Origin of the sequence: Kiloniella majae (assembly GCF_002118315.1) — a bacterium.
Classification (GTDB): Bacteria; Pseudomonadota; Alphaproteobacteria; order Kiloniellales; family Kiloniellaceae; genus Kiloniella; species Kiloniella majae.
In genome coordinates this window covers 655,920-672,313 of sequence record NZ_MTSZ01000001.1, presented here as the reverse complement: position 1 = coordinate 672,313, position 16,394 = coordinate 655,920, and the positions used below count along the sequence as shown (strand labels likewise).

General features: G+C 45.9%; 19 protein-coding genes. 12 read left to right on the top strand and 7 right to left on the bottom strand.

Annotation, left to right across the window (positions count from 1 at the left end; translation table 11 throughout):
• Positions 1 to 82 precede the first annotated feature (82 nt).
• Both BKB51_RS03260 and BKB51_RS03255 read left to right on the top strand, forming a co-directional pair.
• Complete coding sequence (locus BKB51_RS03260; protein ID WP_218043940.1) at positions 83 to 868, top strand: hypothetical protein; 786 nt, start codon at positions 83 to 85, stop codon at positions 866 to 868.
• Positions 869 to 1,076: 208 nt separating this feature from the next.
• Positions 1,077 to 1,646, top strand: a complete 570-nt coding sequence (locus tag BKB51_RS03255) for a redoxin domain-containing protein (protein WP_085899653.1) — start codon at positions 1,077 to 1,079, stop codon at positions 1,644 to 1,646.
• Between the two features lie 217 nt (positions 1,647 to 1,863).
• Here BKB51_RS03255 and BKB51_RS03250 read toward each other — a convergent pair whose 3' ends face one another.
• The 5 genes from BKB51_RS03250 to BKB51_RS03230 all read right to left on the bottom strand — a co-directional run bounded on the left by BKB51_RS03250 (position 1,864) and on the right by BKB51_RS03230 (position 6,667).
• Entirely contained in the window at positions 1,864 to 2,907 is a 1,044-nt protein-coding gene (locus BKB51_RS03250) for a succinylglutamate desuccinylase/aspartoacylase family protein (protein ID WP_085899652.1), read from the bottom strand.
• The gene (rimK, locus tag BKB51_RS03245) at positions 2,907 to 3,812 is read right to left on the bottom strand and encodes a 30S ribosomal protein S6--L-glutamate ligase (protein WP_085899651.1); all 906 of its coding nucleotides are present in this window, start codon (positions 3,810 to 3,812) and stop codon (positions 2,907 to 2,909) included. The genes BKB51_RS03250 and rimK overlap by 1 nt, the downstream gene beginning before the upstream one ends.
• A 69-nt stretch (positions 3,813 to 3,881) precedes the next feature.
• Positions 3,882 to 4,346: an ATP-dependent zinc protease family protein gene (locus BKB51_RS03240; protein WP_085899650.1), complete on the bottom strand. Its 465-nt coding sequence runs from the start codon at positions 4,344 to 4,346 to the stop codon at positions 3,882 to 3,884.
• Positions 4,347 to 4,646: 300 nt separating this feature from the next.
• Positions 4,647 to 6,218, bottom strand: coding sequence for an alanine/glycine:cation symporter family protein (locus BKB51_RS03235; RefSeq protein ID WP_085899649.1), 1,572 nt, complete (start codon positions 6,216 to 6,218; stop codon positions 4,647 to 4,649).
• An 11-nt stretch (positions 6,219 to 6,229) separates the two neighbouring features.
• Positions 6,230 to 6,667, bottom strand: a complete 438-nt coding sequence (locus BKB51_RS03230; protein ID WP_085899648.1) for a universal stress protein — start codon at positions 6,665 to 6,667, stop codon at positions 6,230 to 6,232.
• A 375-nt stretch (positions 6,668 to 7,042) separates the two neighbouring features.
• Here BKB51_RS03230 and BKB51_RS03225 point away from each other — a divergent pair, with 375 nt between their 5' ends.
• Both BKB51_RS03225 and BKB51_RS03220 read left to right on the top strand, forming a co-directional pair.
• The gene (locus BKB51_RS03225; RefSeq protein WP_085899647.1) at positions 7,043 to 7,495 is read left to right on the top strand and encodes a GNAT family N-acetyltransferase; all 453 of its coding nucleotides are present in this window, start codon (positions 7,043 to 7,045) and stop codon (positions 7,493 to 7,495) included.
• 80 nt (positions 7,496 to 7,575) lie between these two features.
• Positions 7,576 to 8,505, top strand: a complete 930-nt coding sequence (locus BKB51_RS03220; protein ID WP_085899646.1) for a DMT family transporter — start codon at positions 7,576 to 7,578, stop codon at positions 8,503 to 8,505.
• A 3-nt stretch (positions 8,506 to 8,508) separates the two neighbouring features.
• Here BKB51_RS03220 and BKB51_RS03215 read toward each other — a convergent pair whose 3' ends face one another.
• Positions 8,509 to 9,381, bottom strand: a complete 873-nt coding sequence (locus BKB51_RS03215) for a LysR substrate-binding domain-containing protein (RefSeq protein ID WP_085899645.1) — start codon at positions 9,379 to 9,381, stop codon at positions 8,509 to 8,511.
• Between the two features lie 122 nt (positions 9,382 to 9,503).
• On the opposite strand from BKB51_RS03215, the gene BKB51_RS03210 reads away from it, so the two are divergent.
• Together BKB51_RS03210 and BKB51_RS03205 are read left to right on the top strand one after the other, a co-directional pair.
• Positions 9,504 to 9,812: a hypothetical protein gene (locus BKB51_RS03210; protein ID WP_085899644.1), complete on the top strand. Its 309-nt coding sequence runs from the start codon at positions 9,504 to 9,506 to the stop codon at positions 9,810 to 9,812.
• Between the two features lie 23 nt (positions 9,813 to 9,835).
• Positions 9,836 to 10,057, top strand: coding sequence for a hypothetical protein (locus BKB51_RS03205; protein ID WP_085899643.1), 222 nt, complete (start codon positions 9,836 to 9,838; stop codon positions 10,055 to 10,057).
• On the opposite strand, the gene BKB51_RS03200 is transcribed toward BKB51_RS03205, so the two are convergent.
• Positions 10,046 to 10,981 carry a LysR family transcriptional regulator gene (locus BKB51_RS03200; RefSeq protein WP_085899642.1) on the bottom strand — a complete coding sequence of 312 codons (936 nt, stop codon included), beginning with the start codon at positions 10,979 to 10,981 and terminating at the stop codon, positions 10,046 to 10,048. The two genes, BKB51_RS03205 and BKB51_RS03200, sit on opposite strands and share 12 nt — an antisense overlap.
• A gap of 415 nt (positions 10,982 to 11,396) precedes the next feature.
• Here BKB51_RS03200 and ggt point away from each other — a divergent pair, with 415 nt between their 5' ends.
• From ggt to BKB51_RS03170, 6 genes are all read left to right on the top strand, one after another.
• Positions 11,397 to 13,160 (top strand): gamma-glutamyltransferase, encoded by a 1,764-nt coding sequence (ggt, locus tag BKB51_RS03195; RefSeq protein ID WP_245813200.1) that lies wholly within the window; start codon positions 11,397 to 11,399, stop codon positions 13,158 to 13,160.
• A gap of 207 nt (positions 13,161 to 13,367) precedes the next feature.
• Positions 13,368 to 13,793 (top strand): YeeE/YedE family protein, encoded by a 426-nt coding sequence (locus tag BKB51_RS03190; protein ID WP_085899641.1) that lies wholly within the window; start codon positions 13,368 to 13,370, stop codon positions 13,791 to 13,793.
• Between the two features lie 3 nt (positions 13,794 to 13,796).
• Complete coding sequence (locus BKB51_RS03185) at positions 13,797 to 14,237, top strand: DUF6691 family protein (RefSeq protein WP_198946614.1); 441 nt, start codon at positions 13,797 to 13,799, stop codon at positions 14,235 to 14,237.
• A gap of 219 nt (positions 14,238 to 14,456) precedes the next feature.
• On the top strand, positions 14,457 to 14,636 hold the full coding sequence (locus BKB51_RS03180; RefSeq protein WP_085899640.1) for a hypothetical protein: 180 nt from the start codon (positions 14,457 to 14,459) through the stop codon (positions 14,634 to 14,636).
• A 143-nt stretch (positions 14,637 to 14,779) separates the two neighbouring features.
• Positions 14,780 to 15,562: a substrate-binding periplasmic protein gene (locus BKB51_RS03175; RefSeq protein WP_085899639.1), complete on the top strand. Its 783-nt coding sequence runs from the start codon at positions 14,780 to 14,782 to the stop codon at positions 15,560 to 15,562.
• A 122-nt stretch (positions 15,563 to 15,684) separates the two neighbouring features.
• Complete coding sequence (locus tag BKB51_RS03170; protein ID WP_158090127.1) at positions 15,685 to 16,359, top strand: substrate-binding periplasmic protein; 675 nt, start codon at positions 15,685 to 15,687, stop codon at positions 16,357 to 16,359.
• The last annotated feature ends 35 nt before the right edge of the window (positions 16,360 to 16,394 follow it).

Below are 16,394 nucleotides of genomic sequence, written 5' to 3'. Positions count from 1 at the left end.
AAACAGTTCTTGCAAGTGTGAATAGATATGTTATCTATAATAATGTTTCGAGTCGATACTATTATTAAGGAGATAGTCAAACATGACTAATTTATTCAAAAAAAATAGTGCTTATCTGATGCCTTTTGTTTTTGTCACAGGGGTTATTGTTGGAGCAGGGGCACTTGTCAGTACCCAAGCAATGGCGCACGATATTAAAAGTTCCGTGGACAAAAATATCATTCCTCCTTTTGATATCATTAAGGCTTCTGCCAATACTGATGGGCGGTGGGCGACTTTTTTGATGGAGTTGGCTGGTGAGGCTGGAACAGTTACACCTGAAGTAACAGGTGCATTTCGTGGTTCATCTGTATTTGCTTATGTCTGGCCGACTAAAATCGATCCATCAGGTGTCGGTTTTACCCCTAATTCTGGCGTGTTGGCATTAGCTATTACATCTCATCCTGATTTTGATGATACGCCGCTTTATGATGAAAATAATGATGGTGATCCTGCTAATGATGGTAAGACATGGCATGCTCACTGGGCAGTTCTGGCAAAGGATGCAGCTTGTGGTGCTGGCTTTAAAGTTCGGGAAATCTCGCCAGGACAAGATCTTGTGCCCGCGACGATGCCTGATTTGCCGATCGCTTTGGATGCGCCGGGACAAAGCCCCATTCTTTTTGATAATCAGCTAACGGTAACTTTACCAGTTAAGGGTGCCGAAGGCGCTCACTTTGATGCCATGACTGCTGTACTTAATGTATCAGAAGAGAACAGTCACAATCCTTTGCTATGCGTAAATCAGGCACACGATGTGGCATCGGGAGACCTCTCTTTCCCTGGTATCATCATGCAGGAAGGGAAGGCCAATCTTACGTCTAATTAATCTAGATCCGGACGGTTGTTAGAAGCCTAGGGATCTTCCCCACCAGAGAAAATATCCCCCTTCTCTGGTGGGGACGCTAAGGCAGGAGAGAATTACGAGAAACTTATGATTGATTTGATCGCTGTCTTATAAGTCGTGGTTATTCATTATCAGACAACAATTGCAGCCAATGATTATTGGTGTGACAGAGAATTAGAGGTAAGTGTGAATGAGGAATAAATTTCAACAAGCTCCAGAACAACAGATATCCGAATGGATGAACAGTGATAAAGATATTAGCTTAAAGAGTTGCCTCGGAAAGGTGGTCCTAATCGAAGCCTTTCAGATGCTTTGTCCGGGATGTGTAGAACATGGTCTTCCGCAAGCTCAGAAAGCGCGGCAACTATTTTCATCGGATGATCTTGTCGTGCTTGGGTTGCATTCTGTTTTTGAACATCACGCTGCGATGGGGCCAAAAAGTCTAAAGGCTTTTTTGTACGAGTATCGTATTACATTTCCTGTTGGCATCGATATGCCCGCAGACCAAGGCCCAGTCCCAAAGACAATGGCCCGTTATCAGTTGCAAGGCACGCCAACTTTAATCCTTATTGATCGGCAGGGTAAGCTTCGACGACAAAAATTTGGGATGATATCTGATCTACAATTAGGCGCTGAGATTATGTCCTTGATAAAGGAACAGCCATTCAAGGCTGGACAAAGCAAAGGCCATATTTCTGACGAAGAACAGGGAAAAGAAGCTTCCTGTGACGAAACGGGTTGCCGTGTTTTACAGGCATAAATGATCAGATAGGGTGCTTGATAAGAGCTTCTGCTTTAAGCGTCTATGGGGGGACGGGTGCATAGGCAATTATGCAAGAAGCATCGTGGACCAATCCAGATTACGATGGGAATAGTGGCGGGCATGATAGCAGCAACGGTTGCGGCGCGGATTGCGGAGGCGATTAAATTTTTTACACTGGTAAATCTCTATACTGGTCACGAAATTGGGTGAAAATTCAGATAATTTCATCCTCGTCAAACAGAGGGTCCTGTTCCAGTTGAGATGTCAGGCTGTCGATGGTTGCTGCGGGGTCGGCATTTCCATTGATTTTTGCAATGTGGACCAAGCCGTCGCCTTCGTTGATGACGGGCAGGTTGGTCCGGCCAATAATCAAACCTTCCTCTGTTGACAGAACGTCGGTTTCAATTTCGCCGAAGGGGTCGGAAACGATACCAAGAACGTCACCTTTTTTGACATCTTCGCCAGCACTTTTGAACAGGCGTAGCAGGCCGCCAGCCGGAGCTCGGACCCAGGAACTGGACGAGGAGATGATCGGTTTTACCCTGGCTTTTGCCGAGCTTTTTGCCGGGAGCATTTCCAGATGACGCATGACCCTGATAGTACCCGCAGTGCCGACACGTGCAGCCATTTCGTCAAAGCGCAATCCTTCGCCGGCTTCATAAACCAGAATATCGACCCCTTTTTCCTGTGCCGCCTGCCGCAGAGAGTTGGGGCGAATTTTTGATGTCAGAATTAGCGGGGCTGCAAAAGCCTTGGCCAATGCCATGGTTTCGGGTTTGGAGGGTGTCAAACGGATTTGGGGCAGATTGGTTCTATGAAAGGAGGCAGAATGAAGATCAATACCAACATCTGATCGGGCGACAATTTCTTCCATAAAAATATCTGCGAGGCGAGAGGCAAGTGATCCCTTGGGGGAGCCGGGGAAAGACCTGTTCAGATCACGTCTGTCGGGCAGATAGCGAGAATGGTTCATAAAACCAAAGGAGTTGACGATCGGGATCGCCAGCAGGGTACCCCTCAACTTGTTGAGGCCATTGGTTCGAAGCAACCGCCGGACGACTTCGACCCCGATGACTTCGTCACCATGGATGGCGGCACTGACAAAAAGCGTTGGCCCCGGCCTTTTCCCGTGGATAACATGTACAGACATAGAGACCGGTGTGTGGTCGGACAGAGTACTGACCGGCAGGTCCACGGTTTGACGTGTACCGGCTTCGATATTGTACTCACCAAGTTGAAAAGGAGGACGACCAGGCATTATCCTTTACCTTTGGTTTTCGTTTGGCCAGGTTTTGCTTTCTTTTCCAGAAACTCGATGATCTTGCCAGCGATATCAATTCCTGTTGCTTTTTCAACACCTTCGAGGCCGGGGGATGAATTGACTTCCATGACAACGGGACCGTGGTTGGCACGTAGCATATCAACACCGCAAACGTTGAGGCCCATTGCCTTTGCGGCGCGAATAGCTGTTGAGCGTTCTTCCGGTGATATCTTGATCGGTTTTGCACTGCCCCCACGATGGAGGTTTGATCTGAAGTCGCCCTCGGCACCTGTCCGTTTCATCGCAGCAACCACTTTGCCGCCAATGACCAGGGCACGAATATCGGTGCCGCCTGCTTCTTTGATAAATTCCTGAACCAGAATGTTCACCTTAACGCCACGGAAAGCTTCGATGACGGAGGTTGCGGACCTGTCACTATCAGCGAGGACAACACCGATGCCCTGGGTTCCTTCCAAAAGCTTGATAACCAAGGGGGCGCCGCCTGCGAGCTTCAATACTTCGTCGGTTTGTTTGGGGTCATGAGCAAAAGTTGTCACGGGCAGGCCAATGCCATCACGTGCCAAAAGCTGCATGGAGCGTAATTTGTCCCGGGATCTTCCAATCGCAACTGATTCATTCAGAGGGAAAACCCCCATCATCTCGAACTGTCGTAAAACTGCGGTACCGTAATAGGTTACGGAAGCACCGATACGAGGAATGACAGCGTCATATCCGGTTAACTTTTCGCCATTGTAATAAACTTCGGGACGACGTGAGGCGATATTCATATAGCACCGTAAGGTGTTAATGATATCGAGTTCGTGTCCCCGGTCTTCAGCGGCTGCTTTCAAGCGCTGGTGCGTATAGAGGTTGGCATTCCGTGCCAACATCGCAATTTTCATGATGTTACTCCATTTTCAATGGTATGGATTTTATGCTTCGTGTTCGATTTTCGTAAACAGATTGATCTGTTAATCTGGCTTTGAGGATATGTAGCCAGGTCGTGCTGATAGGTAAGATTTACCCGCGTTGAGTAAGAACCCTTTTTCCCTGATTGCGGTACGTCCGATAATGACAGGGAACCGCATGGATTGCCTGCTGGTTAAGGACACTTCTACCGGCCATCGCTCTTGCCCCAAGGTGAGTATCGTCTTCACGATGTAGCGATCTTCTGCGACACCACTCGTATTTTTTATAGGTCTTTTATCAACGATCTTCGCAGAACAGCGGACGCCTTGTTCACAACCGATAAAGGGAATGAGAAAAGATACAAACCCAACCCCGTCCTGATCAAAGGGGGTGATTTCTTCAGCATGAAGCGCGGACGTGCGTGCACCTGAATCAATCTTGGCTTTGACGTGTTCAATATGAAATTCCGGCAGGCCGACATATTCTCGCCAGCCGATCTCAATAATCTTGCGTTTATTTGTTTTCATCTTTTCATATTTCACATGAGCAGTCTAACAGGTTATCAACCGTTAAGAAAGTTTTTGCAGAATAAATTCTTATTAAAGTTCAGTAGAGTAAAGCAGAGCGTATAGATAGTAATTTCATACTTAATGTGAAAATAGTTGCCTTGAACTCCCTTGTGTTTGGGAGCTGGCTTTTGACTGATATATGTTGCCAGAGCAGGAAAGCCAGAGAGAGGAAACAGGTATAAGAAAACGGGCGACTGATAGCCGCCCGTTTGTAATCGTAGCTCTTGCAATTTCTTGCCAGCTGTTTATTCAGGATGCCTATTCAGCAGCGCTTTTACCTGCTTGGTCAGAGAACTTTTTGATTTCGCCGCTTTTGAGGCGAGCCATATAGCTGTTCAGCTCTCGTTTTACGATTGGCATCAAGAAGTAAAGACCAGTGATATTCACCACGGCCATTGCAAAGATTGCTGCGTCAGAGAAGTCGATAACCGGGCCCAGGCTAGCTGCAGCACCAATCACGACGAAGACACAGAAAATAATCTTAAAGGTTAGCTCTGCACCTTTACTTTCACCAAACATATAGGTCCATGCTTTGAGGCCGTAGTAAGACCAGGACAGCATCGTCGAGAAAGCAAAAAGAACCACGGCAACCGCCAACACATAAGGGAACCAGTCAAAGGCTGATTCAAATGCAGCAGACGTCAGTGCCACACCGGAAACTCCGGTTGCTGTAACGATCTTGCCGCCTTCGACAATGTAGTTCCCTGTTTCAGGGTTGATCGTCAACTGACCAGTGATGATGATCACAAGTGCCGTCATTGTACAGATCACAACCGTATCGATGAATGGCTCCAACAGGGAAACGACACCCTCTGTCACAGGTTCTTTCGTCCGCACGGCAGAGTGTGCAATTGCGGCAGAACCAACACCGGCTTCGTTCGAGAAAGCTGCACGTTTAAAGCCCTGAATCAAGGCGCCAACAAAACCGCCTGCAATACCAAGTCCGGTAAAGGCACCTTCGAAGATTTGACCAAAAGCCCAACCGATCTGATCTGCATTCATGATAAGAATGACAAGGGCAGCACCGACGTAGAGTATCCCCATAAAGGGCACGATTTTTTCGGTAACATTGGCAATGGATTTGATACCGCCAACAATTACCGCGAAGACAACACCAGCAAAAATCAAACCAGTGATCCAACCGGGATAGTCGCCGACAATACCAGCGATCTGTGCGTGGGCCTGATTGGCCTGGAACATATTTCCGCCACCCAGTGCGCCGAGAATACAGAAAACGGAAAACAGGATTGCGAGAAATTTGCCGCCTGGTAATCCGCGCTCGGTAAAGCCTTTGGAAATATAGTACATGGGGCCACCGGAAACGGTGCCATCTTCGTACTCGTTCCTGTATTTTACACCGAGGGTACATTCGGTGAATTTGGATGCCATGCCAAGTAATCCGGCAAGAATCATCCAGAAGGTTGCCCCCGGGCCGCCAATGCCGACAGCAACGGCGACGCCCGCAATATTACCAAGACCGACGGTGCCCGACAGGGCTGTTGCAAGAGCTTGGAAATGGCTGACTTCACCGGCATCATCTGGATCAGAATAATCACCTTTGACCAAAGAGATCGCGTGGCCAAAGAGACGAAACTGAATAAAGACAAAATAGAGACTGAAGATTGATGCGGCAATAACAAGCCACATGACAATCCACGGGAAGCTCGTACCGGGGAAGGGGGCGAAGATAAAGTTCACAAACCATCCGGTTGCCGATGCAAAACCTGCATTGATCTGGGCATCGAGACTACTGGCTTCCTGTGCCGCGGAAATTGATGTCGTGCTCAAAAGGGCAAGCACAGGCATGAGGATTTTAAAGATTTTATTCATGAGTGCTCTCCTTATCCGACAACTGTGACGGGGACGCTGGCGTGCATGACCAGATTGGCTGTGGCTGTGCCAAAGACGCGCTTTACAAAGCCACCTTCCGATGAACGGGCAACAATGATTTGTTCCGCTTTTTCTTCTACGGCTACCTTATCAATCAGTTCAGCAACGTCGCCATGACGAACGATGCCTCTGGCATTGAGGCCGTCTGCCTTTAACGAAGTCACTGCAGGATCAATAATGCGTTCCATCGCCATTTTGGTTTCTTCTTCACGGCGTTTGTGTCGCTGGGAATTTTCTTCTGCTGTTTGGAAAGTGTAGGGTGACCACTCGATAACATAGACGACGAGTAGTTCACACCCGCCAATCAGATTGGCAAGCTTTTTTGCATAGGCAAGGGCACGGTTACCGGACTCTGTGCCATCAAGTCCTACTATTAATGTAGCGGACATTTGATTCCCCTCTTGTTGTGTTTTTATTTTTCAGGGCCTTGTTACGCAACGTGACAAAGCCCCCTCTGCATAACGGTGCTTGGTACTGTTTTTGGATCATAAGATCAGTGGTTACCAAATTGTATGGTAACAATTTGGTAACCATAACCTAAAGGCGAAAAAAATGCGATAACTTTGCTTTAAGGGGATGAAATAATCGTGATTTAAGCGGGGGGATATTTGACGCGTTATTGGCTTTTTATAGTGGCTACCGCAGCATATTGGTTTGTCTTTCAGTCTTTTAAGCTTATGGTGATAGAGGAAGAAAATTGTTTTTGAATCACTTAATTATCAATAAATTCTACTTATTGGATACTGGAATTTGAAAGTCTAATAATGTCAAAATGGGAAATTCGCCGAGCTAATCAGCAAGATGTTGCTGCTTTCGTAAAGTCCATTGATGCTGCGTATTCAATCTATCGAACAACAATTATAGATTTGCCTGATGTATCTGATGGTGTTTCTGAAGACATTGATCAGCACTTTGTATGGGTTGTTGAAGTCCAGAAGAAAGTTGTTGGCGGCGCCATTCTCGCCATAAATGGCGATATTGCTCATTTAAAGAACATTGCAATAGATCCTGCTTTTTTCGGCCAAGGTTTGGGGAAGGCTCTGATCTTATTTCTGGAAAAGGAATGCAAACATCAGGGAGTTAAGGATATACGTCTCAGTACGCACGTGGATATGCCCAACAATATAAAGCTGTATGGGCATCTTGGTTGGAAAGAAACGGGGCGATCAGGCAACAAAGTTCATATGACTAAAGATATTTATCATAGTTCGGTTTAAAGCGAACCATTTTACTGAATGCATGATGTAAAGTCGTTGTTATATGAAATTGTTTTAAAAATTCAGGTAGATAGTTAATCATGCATCAGAAGCAACCCGTCCTTTTTATCGAATTAGGGTTCCTCTCTCTACTCGCGTTACTATGGGGATCTTCCTATCTTTTTGCCAAGGTCGCTGTAACCGAGATTCCACCGCTGACACTGGTTGCAGTGCGTGTGAGTGGAGCTGCGATTTTTTTATCGCTGGTGTTGGTTGTGAAAAAAGAAAAGCTGCCCAGAGATGCAAGAAGCTGGGGTATGTTGTTTGTCCAATCTGTTTTGAGTTCTATTGCAGCATGGACAATATTGGCCTGGGGGCAACAGTATGTGGATAGTGCGCTGGCCAGTGTTCTTAATTCTACATCGCCTATCTTTGTTTTCTTTATCACGCTGTTTTTCACGCGCCATGAGAAGGTAACAGGCCTCAAGCTTTTTGGCGCGATCCTTGGCCTTTTGGGGGTGATCTTTATTGTAGGTGTGGATGCCTTTAACGGTTTGGGCCAAGAAGTCTTGGGGCAGCTTTGTGCTGTAGGTGGCGCATTTCTCTATGGCTGTGCCGCGATTTACGGTAAACGCTTTACTCACCTGAGCTCGCCGGTTATCGCAACGGGTACTATGTTGTGGGCTAGTTTTGTCCTTGTGCCTGTCAGTCTGATGGTTGATCAGCCTTGGACCTTAACGCCATCTTCAGAAGCGCTTGGCTCCTTGATCATTCTATCGATTTTTTGCACGGGTGTTGCCCTGTTGATCTATTTTCGTCTGATCAAATCACTGGGATCATTAGGTGTTGCCAGTCAGGCATATTTACGGGCAGGCGTTGGTGTGATGTTGGGCGTGGTTTTTCTGGGTGAAGAGATTTCGGTTGTTGTTGGAATTGGCATTTTGGCCGCTGTGGTTGGTGTTGCTGCGATTAATATGCCCACGAAAAGTGTGGAGAAAAAGAAAGTTGCGGAGCAAAAAAGGACTATCTGAATCCTATGCCGATTGTGCTCTAGATGGTTGAAAGGCATCGCGTATTGCCTGTGCCATGCCTGCTTTGGTACTGCATTCGTGTTGTATACGTTGCCGGAGAACAATATTGGTGCCCTGAAGCCTTGGAAAACCTTCTTCTGGTGTTAGTTCTCGGCAATCCGCAGGAATTTGACTTTGTGCCAAAATACCCACAGCAATTCCGGATGATACCGCGGCTTGCAGACCAAATGTACTGCTGCTGATATAAGTGATCTTATAATCTTTTTTTTGCTGTTCCAAACAGGCCAACGCCCAGTCGCGCCACCAGCATCCGCTATCATAGACGGCAACAGGCATCGGAAGACATTCATGTTGGCGGTACGTATCTGATGTAATCCAGACCACAGGATTATTGAGGAGGATTTCACCACCAATTTTGGTGGCTTCTTCATGAAGGACAACCAGGTCGAGTTCGCCCTTCTCCAGGCCTGTATTGAGGGCCGCAGATTGTGCGCAGCGCACGGTTACTTCTGCTTGGGGATGGGTCTTGGCAAAGCGGGATAGAACGCAGGGCAGAAAAGTACCGCCATATTCTTCTGGGATGCCAATTCGCACAGTACCGTTTAGTGGATCTGATTGTAGAGATGCAGCGGCTTGATCAAGCAAAGATAGAATGCGTTTTGCATCTTTGACCAGTTGTTCGCCCGAAGAGGTCAGGGTTACACCACGTGGGCCGCGGTCAAATAATTTCCCATCGACAATCTCTTCCAGCTTTTTCATCTGAATGCTGACGGCAGATTGTGTTCTGCCAACAACCTCTGATGCGCGGGTGAAGTTTTTTGTTTCTGCTATCGCGACAAAGGTACGGAGAAGATCGCTTTCCAGATTGGGATTCATAAGTCAGTCCTGAAAAATGAATAATCATAAATTATTCGAATGTCTATCATTTTAACTATTAATTTCAGGAATGTCTAGTGCGCGCCTATATTCAGAAGTAACAGAAATAAGGAATTGGTGAGATGACACACAAAATTGAAAACACACTAGGTCCTGAATTCACGCCTTTGGCCGATACGTGGATATCGAATATTCGATCCTGGTTTCTTGCGCGGCGACAGAAAAATGCCCGAAAGCGCGAGATACATGCATTGCTGACCTATGACGATAAATGGTTGGAAGAAGTCGGTCTATCCCGTGCACAACTGGTTGGCGAACTTGGATATGATCCGCGAGAACTTCCAAGCGTTGCTGGCGTAGCGGAATATCGATTTATGCATTTATCAACAGGTTATGACTACGGCGTCAAATTCATCAAACGACGCCCATGAGCCGTTGAGGAGAGAACTAAGATATGACTGAAAATTTAAGAAGCCAACGCCGAGCTGCAAATTTACTGACAGTCATAATGACTGCGATCTGTGCCTTATCATTTTTACTGTCATTAAGCAGCTTAAAAGAAAATCCTCGAACTCATACTATTGCACGGGATTCCATTTCTGGTGATGCCAATGATAATCGCAGAAGTGATCCTGTTGTGCCTATTATATCTCCTGCATTCAACTTAAAGCTCTAACTTCTGAGATAAATCAGCAAAGGCACTTTGAATGACATTGGATAGCTCTTCTTCAGTGTCGGAATTTTTTAGCCAAGGCGAAACGGCGAAGTAGAAGTTGGTTTTCTGGTCAAACTCTTTGATTTTTCGCCATACAAGGCCGGGGTTTTTCTGGCAAAAAAGTTCTGCGATCAGGATGTTACCTATATAGAGCGCGTTGAATTCCTCGGCCATTTGCATGGCGAGGGTAGAATAAGGGGTTTCCAAAAGGTTTTGAATTTTCAATCCATAGCGACGCAGGATATCTTGATGTTCTTGATAGCAAGGATCACCTTTGGAAACCGAAATCATCTTTTGTTCGTTAAGGTCGGTGGCAGAAATAATTTGTTTCTTTGCCAACGGGTGATTTTTGGGAAGAACACAAACTTGCCTGGCTGAAATAAAGAGATTGTTTTCAATACTGCTGTGATCCAAGGGTCTTGTCTGAAAAGCAACGTCAGCACGATTGTCGATCAGAGCAGTAATTGATTCTTCTACCGAGGCAGAGGTGACCTGAAAGTGCATACTGTTCTGTCGGGGCAATTTTGTCAGTAGATGAGGCAGGACCAGAGAACAGTTAGAAAAAGAAGCGCAGATACGCAGTTGGCTGACTTCGCGGGTTTGGCCGCGTCGCCATTTGCTGAATGTTTTATCAACGCCTGAAAGGAGTTCTTCCACATCTTCAAAAAGAATTTTAGCGCGCTCGGTTGGAAAGACCCTGCCGTTCCGGCGAATGAAGAGATCAGTTTCAAAGATACTTTCGAGCCGCTGGATGTGTTGGCTCACAGATGGTTGCGTAACGCCGAGCTCTTTCGCTGCTTTTGTTATGCTGCCGCTTTCCATCACAACAGCAAAAGCCTCTAGTGATTTCAGATGGGCGAGTTTGCTGTCTTTATGCTTTACCATAGGTTTTTTCTGTTTTGGCGATCATATTTTGAAGGTTAGCAGGGTGAATATGTGTCAATTCTGTTTGTCTCGTTGCCAAATAAATTCATAACGGGTTATGCTATTATAACAACCTATCAGTTCATAATTTTATTTTATAAGGTTGATGGTGATCTTATAACTCTTTAGCCGTTAACCTCAGCGTGAGTGTAGTGCTTATAAGAGATATTCCATGTATTTAGTGAGCTGTTTTATACTTGCGCCTTGATGCGTACTGTCGAGTTCATAAATAAAATCTATCAATAAGCTTCTCTTCAGCCCATATCAATAAACGATCAGATACCTGTTCAAATATCTGGCCAGAAAGATACAGACCAAAAATAAAGACCCAAAGTAAGACAAAAATCAGGGAAACATTAAAATAGGGAACAGTTTTATGTCCATAATTTCGAAAAAGCCGCTTTTGGCCTTTGCGGCCTCCTTACCACTCTATACTTCTGTCATTTTAGGCAGCACGGCAATGGCTCAGGAAGCTGTGCAACCCGAGGTAACTCACGCCGTTGTTGAAAAACAGGCCGTGAAATCCAAAAAATTTATGGTGGCTTCTGCCAATCCAATCGCGACCCAGGCGGGCTATGAAGTACTGGAACGTGGCGGGACTGCGGCGGATGCAGCTGTTGCTGTGCAGTTGATGCTCAACCTTGTAGAACCACAAAGCTCTGGCATTGGGGGCGGTGCCTTTATGGTTTATTGGGATGCCAAAGACAAAAGTCTGACCACTTTTGATGGGCGTGAAAAAGCGCCGATGGCAGCGACACCAGACTATTGGTTGGGAGTTGACGGGCAACCTGTTGGTTGGTTCGATGCAGTCGTTGGTGGCAGGTCCGTCGGGGTGCCGGGAACTCTTAAACTGATTGAAACCGTGCACCAGCGCTATGGAAATCAGGATTGGGCTACGCTGATTGAACCGACCCGTGCATTGGCACAAGGCGGTTTTCAGGTTTCTCACCGCATGGCGAGTTCCATTGCCAAAGCTGTAGGCAAGCGCAAGCTCGAAGTCATGCCTCATACACGGGCTTACTTTTTTGACAAGAACGGCGAACCGTTAAGGCAAGGAACACTGCTACGTAACCCTGAATTTGCTGCTGCGCTTGCGATGATCCAGAAAGAAGGCTCCAAAGTTTTCTACGAAGGTCAAATTGCCAAAGATATTGTAGAGGCAGTGAAGACCGAGGAAAATGGCGGTATTTTAACGCTGGAAGATATGAAGGCCTATAACGTTGTTGAGCGAAAGCCTGCCTGTGCATCTTATCGTGGGTATGAAGTCTGCGGCATGGGGCCACCGTCATCCGGTGCGCTAACGGTCGGGCAAATTCTGTCTGTTCTTTCCAACTATGATCTTCCAGCCATGGGGCCGGGTGCAGAGAGTACTCACCTATATATTGAAGCGGCCAAGCTGGCCTATGCCGACCGTGGACTTTACATGGCAGATAGCGATTTTGTGAAAATGCCAGAAGGTTTATTGGACCAAAACTACCTGAAAGAACGTGCTGCATTGATTGATTCAGCAAAAACCATGGGTAAAGCAAACGCTGGGTCTCCACCGTGGAAGGAAGCAAGTCTCTACGCACCGGATACGCAATTGGAACGTCCAGGAACCAGCCACTTTTCGATTGTTGATGCTGACGGTAATGTGATTTCCATGACCACAACCATTGAAACCGGTTTTGGGTCTCGGGTTATGAGTAACGGTTTCCTGTTAAATAACGAGTTGACTGATTTCTCTCGTGCACCGGAAAAAGATGGTAAGCCCATTGCAAACCGTGTTGAAGGCGGCAAACGCCCAAGATCATCCATGGCGCCGACCATTGTTCTGAAAGATGGAAAGCCTGTTCTTGCAATCGGATCGCCCGGCGGATCACGGATTATCAACTATGTGGCACAATCCATCATTGGCATTCTCGACTTTGGCATGGACCCACAGGTTGCGATCAGCCAACCACATATCGTTAATCGCAATGGCGCGACAGATGTTGAAGAGGGCACAGATGCTGTCGCCATGATCCCTGCACTTGAAGCTAAGGGCCACGAGGTTAATGTGCGTGACCTGAATTCCGGCCTTCATGCGATCCAGATCTTTGATGGTGAGCTTGTCGGTGGCGCAGATACTCGCCGTGAAGGGACGGTTATGGGGGACTAATCAACACTGATTGGGAAACCGAATTGGCTTTGTGGTTACTTGTCGTTCATGACTGGTCATCACAAAGCCAATTGTGTTTATACTCTGTTTTTGTGGGAAAAGCCGGCTGTGGGTGCGTCATTTTAGTAAGCTGCTTGCTTATTCAAAATGGAGTATTGATTGTATGTTCATTTTAATCGTATGTGTTAAGGATACTGGGAGAAGCCAATGGATATTTCTTCACTGATTCCTGCTTTAGGGGGCGGTATATTAATTGGTTTAGCTGCGATCGGGTTGATGCTGTTCAACGGGCGGATTGCCGGAATTAGCGGTATCGTGGGTGGTATTTTTCCTTTCAAATCGAATGATACTGGCTGGCGGGTAATCTTCCTTGTGGGGCTTGTGCTTTCGCCCTTTTTATATCGTATTTTTATCGGCCAAATCACCGAAATTAACTTTGATACATCACTGCCGCTTCTTGCTCTTGGTGGTGTGCTGGTTGGTGTTGGAACACAGCTAGGCAGTGGCTGTACAAGCGGGCATGGTGTGTGCGGTATATCTCGCTTGTCCATTCGTTCTATCACAGCAACATTGATTTTTATGGCGACGGCGGCCTTAACTGTCTTCCTGATCCGCCATGTATTGGGGGCATGATTTTTGTTTAGCGATAATATAAAACAAAGCTTTGTTGCGTTAATTGCTGGGCTAATTTTTGGTCTGGGATTGATCGTGTCCGAAATGGTGAACCCGGCAAAAATATTGGCTTTTCTGGATGTTGCCGGGGAGTGGGATCCAAGCCTGGCATTTGTTATGGGCGGTGCTCTTATAACGGCCGGAATTGGCTATAAGCTGATATTTTCCCGAAGCCGCCCGGTTTTATCGTCTGATTTTCTATTACCTGTAAAAAAAGAAATCGACGGTAAGTTGGTTATGGGCGCTGCTTTATTTGGTATTGGCTGGGGAATCACCGGCCTGTGTCCGGGACCTGCACTGACAGCATTGACAATAGGGGCAACCGAAATCTATCTGTTTTTGCTTGCTATGATCGTGGGGATTTTTGGTTTTAAATTTTCTAGAAAATTTTTAGGTCAAACCTGATCCAAAAGTTTAGCCTTACTGTTCTAGTAGGTATTTTGGCGAGCGTATTGCCTATGGGGACGGTCGACGCGTTTCAGGACACGGGTTCTTCCAGCTATTCTCTTTCTGATTATTCCCAATCCAGAAATTACCACCCCCAAAATTATCAATCCGGACATTCCGGTATATCATCACGTTCTTATGCTGCCTTCAAAAAGTCAGGACAGGTGATTATTGGTTATGGATATCACAAGCCGTACCGCCAACATTCTTCTTATGGAGAACATCACAGAACGCATAAGAAAATCTATCACCATAACAGGCATCATTTTTCACGCCATAATTCCAGTTCTTATTATCAGAGGCAGCATCATCGTGCGCATGGAAAGTGACGATATTAATGTTGTCGATGAAAAGTGATAATTGTTCTTGGATCACTTTTCCAAAACCATAACCTCTTATCAGTATTTTAATAAAGCAAACGCTACGTTTGTCAGTGTGGTCAGGCTCGTTAGTGTGATCACAGTCTGTTTTTGTATCGGAAGAGGTGGAAAGGGAATAAAGTGATTTTGTCACGTTTATGCTTCTTGGGTCTGCTGTTTCTTGCGATTTTGATCTCTCCCGGGCGTGTTGCTTTTTCTGATGCTGAGCCTCAAACAGAGCGAGTTTATCAGGGCCTTACAGTACCGTATCCGCCTTACATGATTATTGAAGACGAAGAAATAACGGGCATTGTGACGGAGATCGTCCGAACAGCTTTTGATCGTGCGGGGCTTAAACTGCAAATCAATCATCTCCCCATGAAGCGTGCTTTGCATAAAATTCGGGAAGGACAAGCCGATTTTATGTTTACCCTTTTTTTTACGGAAGAACGTGCCGCATATATGCACTATGCTGAACAACCCCTGTCTTATGAAGACATTATTCTCGCTGTACCAAAGGGAAAAACGCCGCCGTTTGATGGCTCGCTGGAAAGTATTCGGGGATTGGAAATAGGTACACCAAGAGGGTTTAGCCTTGGAACCAATATTGATGCTGGTTTTGAAGAAGGAGTATTGGTGAAAACAGAGGTGCCTCATAGCTTGGCGGGGGTGAAAATGCTTGCCAGTAGCCGTGTGCAGTCTATGGCCTCTGATCGTCTGACTTTTCTTTACATGCTACGAGAAAGCAGTATGAGGGAAAATATCGAAATTGTGGAACCTCCTTTGAACAGAACCCCAGCTTATATTGGGTACTCAAAAAAAGCTTCACACGTTTTAGATCTGCGGGACAGGATTGATCAGGAGTTAGCGAAGATGTGGAATGAAGGTGTGATGGAAGAAATTACGAACAAGTATATTAAATAGCCTTAAACGGTGCTTTACTGAAGAAGCTTTGATTCTAATCAGAGAGTTTTAAAATTAATATTATTCGATTTAGATCTTTCTTTGTGATGGCTTTTAGTTCCTTGTGGATGCTTTGGAGCACGATGGCATTTGCGACTTCTCTACAAGTCAGCGTGTTTGATTTACCGCCGTTTGGTGGGCGGGATGCATCAGGAAAAATTGTTGGTATTATCCCGGAAATATTGACTGAGATCGAAAAAGAAACAGGTCATAACATCCAAATGAAAATCGTTCCTTATAAAAGAATGTTCTTTGATCTGGAAAATGGAACCTCTGATTTTGCTATTTTTTTCAGGAGCTCAAAAAGCGAAAAAATTGCAATCCCGAAAGTACGTATATACACATTAAAAAATATTGTTGTCGGGATGAAAGGTATAAACCTTAACGAATACCGTGATCTGTCTGAACGGCTGATTTCAGTGACACATGGAACCTATTACCTTGATAAATTTGATAATGATTCGTCCCTGAAGAAAATTTTTGTCCGACGTTTTTCCAATGCTATCCAGCAGCTTATTGCTGGGCGGACAGATCTTGTCGTTGGGCCGGAACTCTCTATTGCGCATCATATGAAGAAAAATGCATCTTCAAGTGAGGCATTGGGGAAGCCACTTTTTCTAAGCTATGCTTCGGCCTGGTTGCAGGTTTCTGAAAAAATGAAGAACAATGCGCCTGAGATTGTGGATCAATTGGTCTATGGTGTTGGTCGATTGCATGATAAAGATGTGATTCCACGTATTTTAGAAGAATACAAATAGCGAGCAGTAATGTCCTGCATAACACTTTTTTGTAT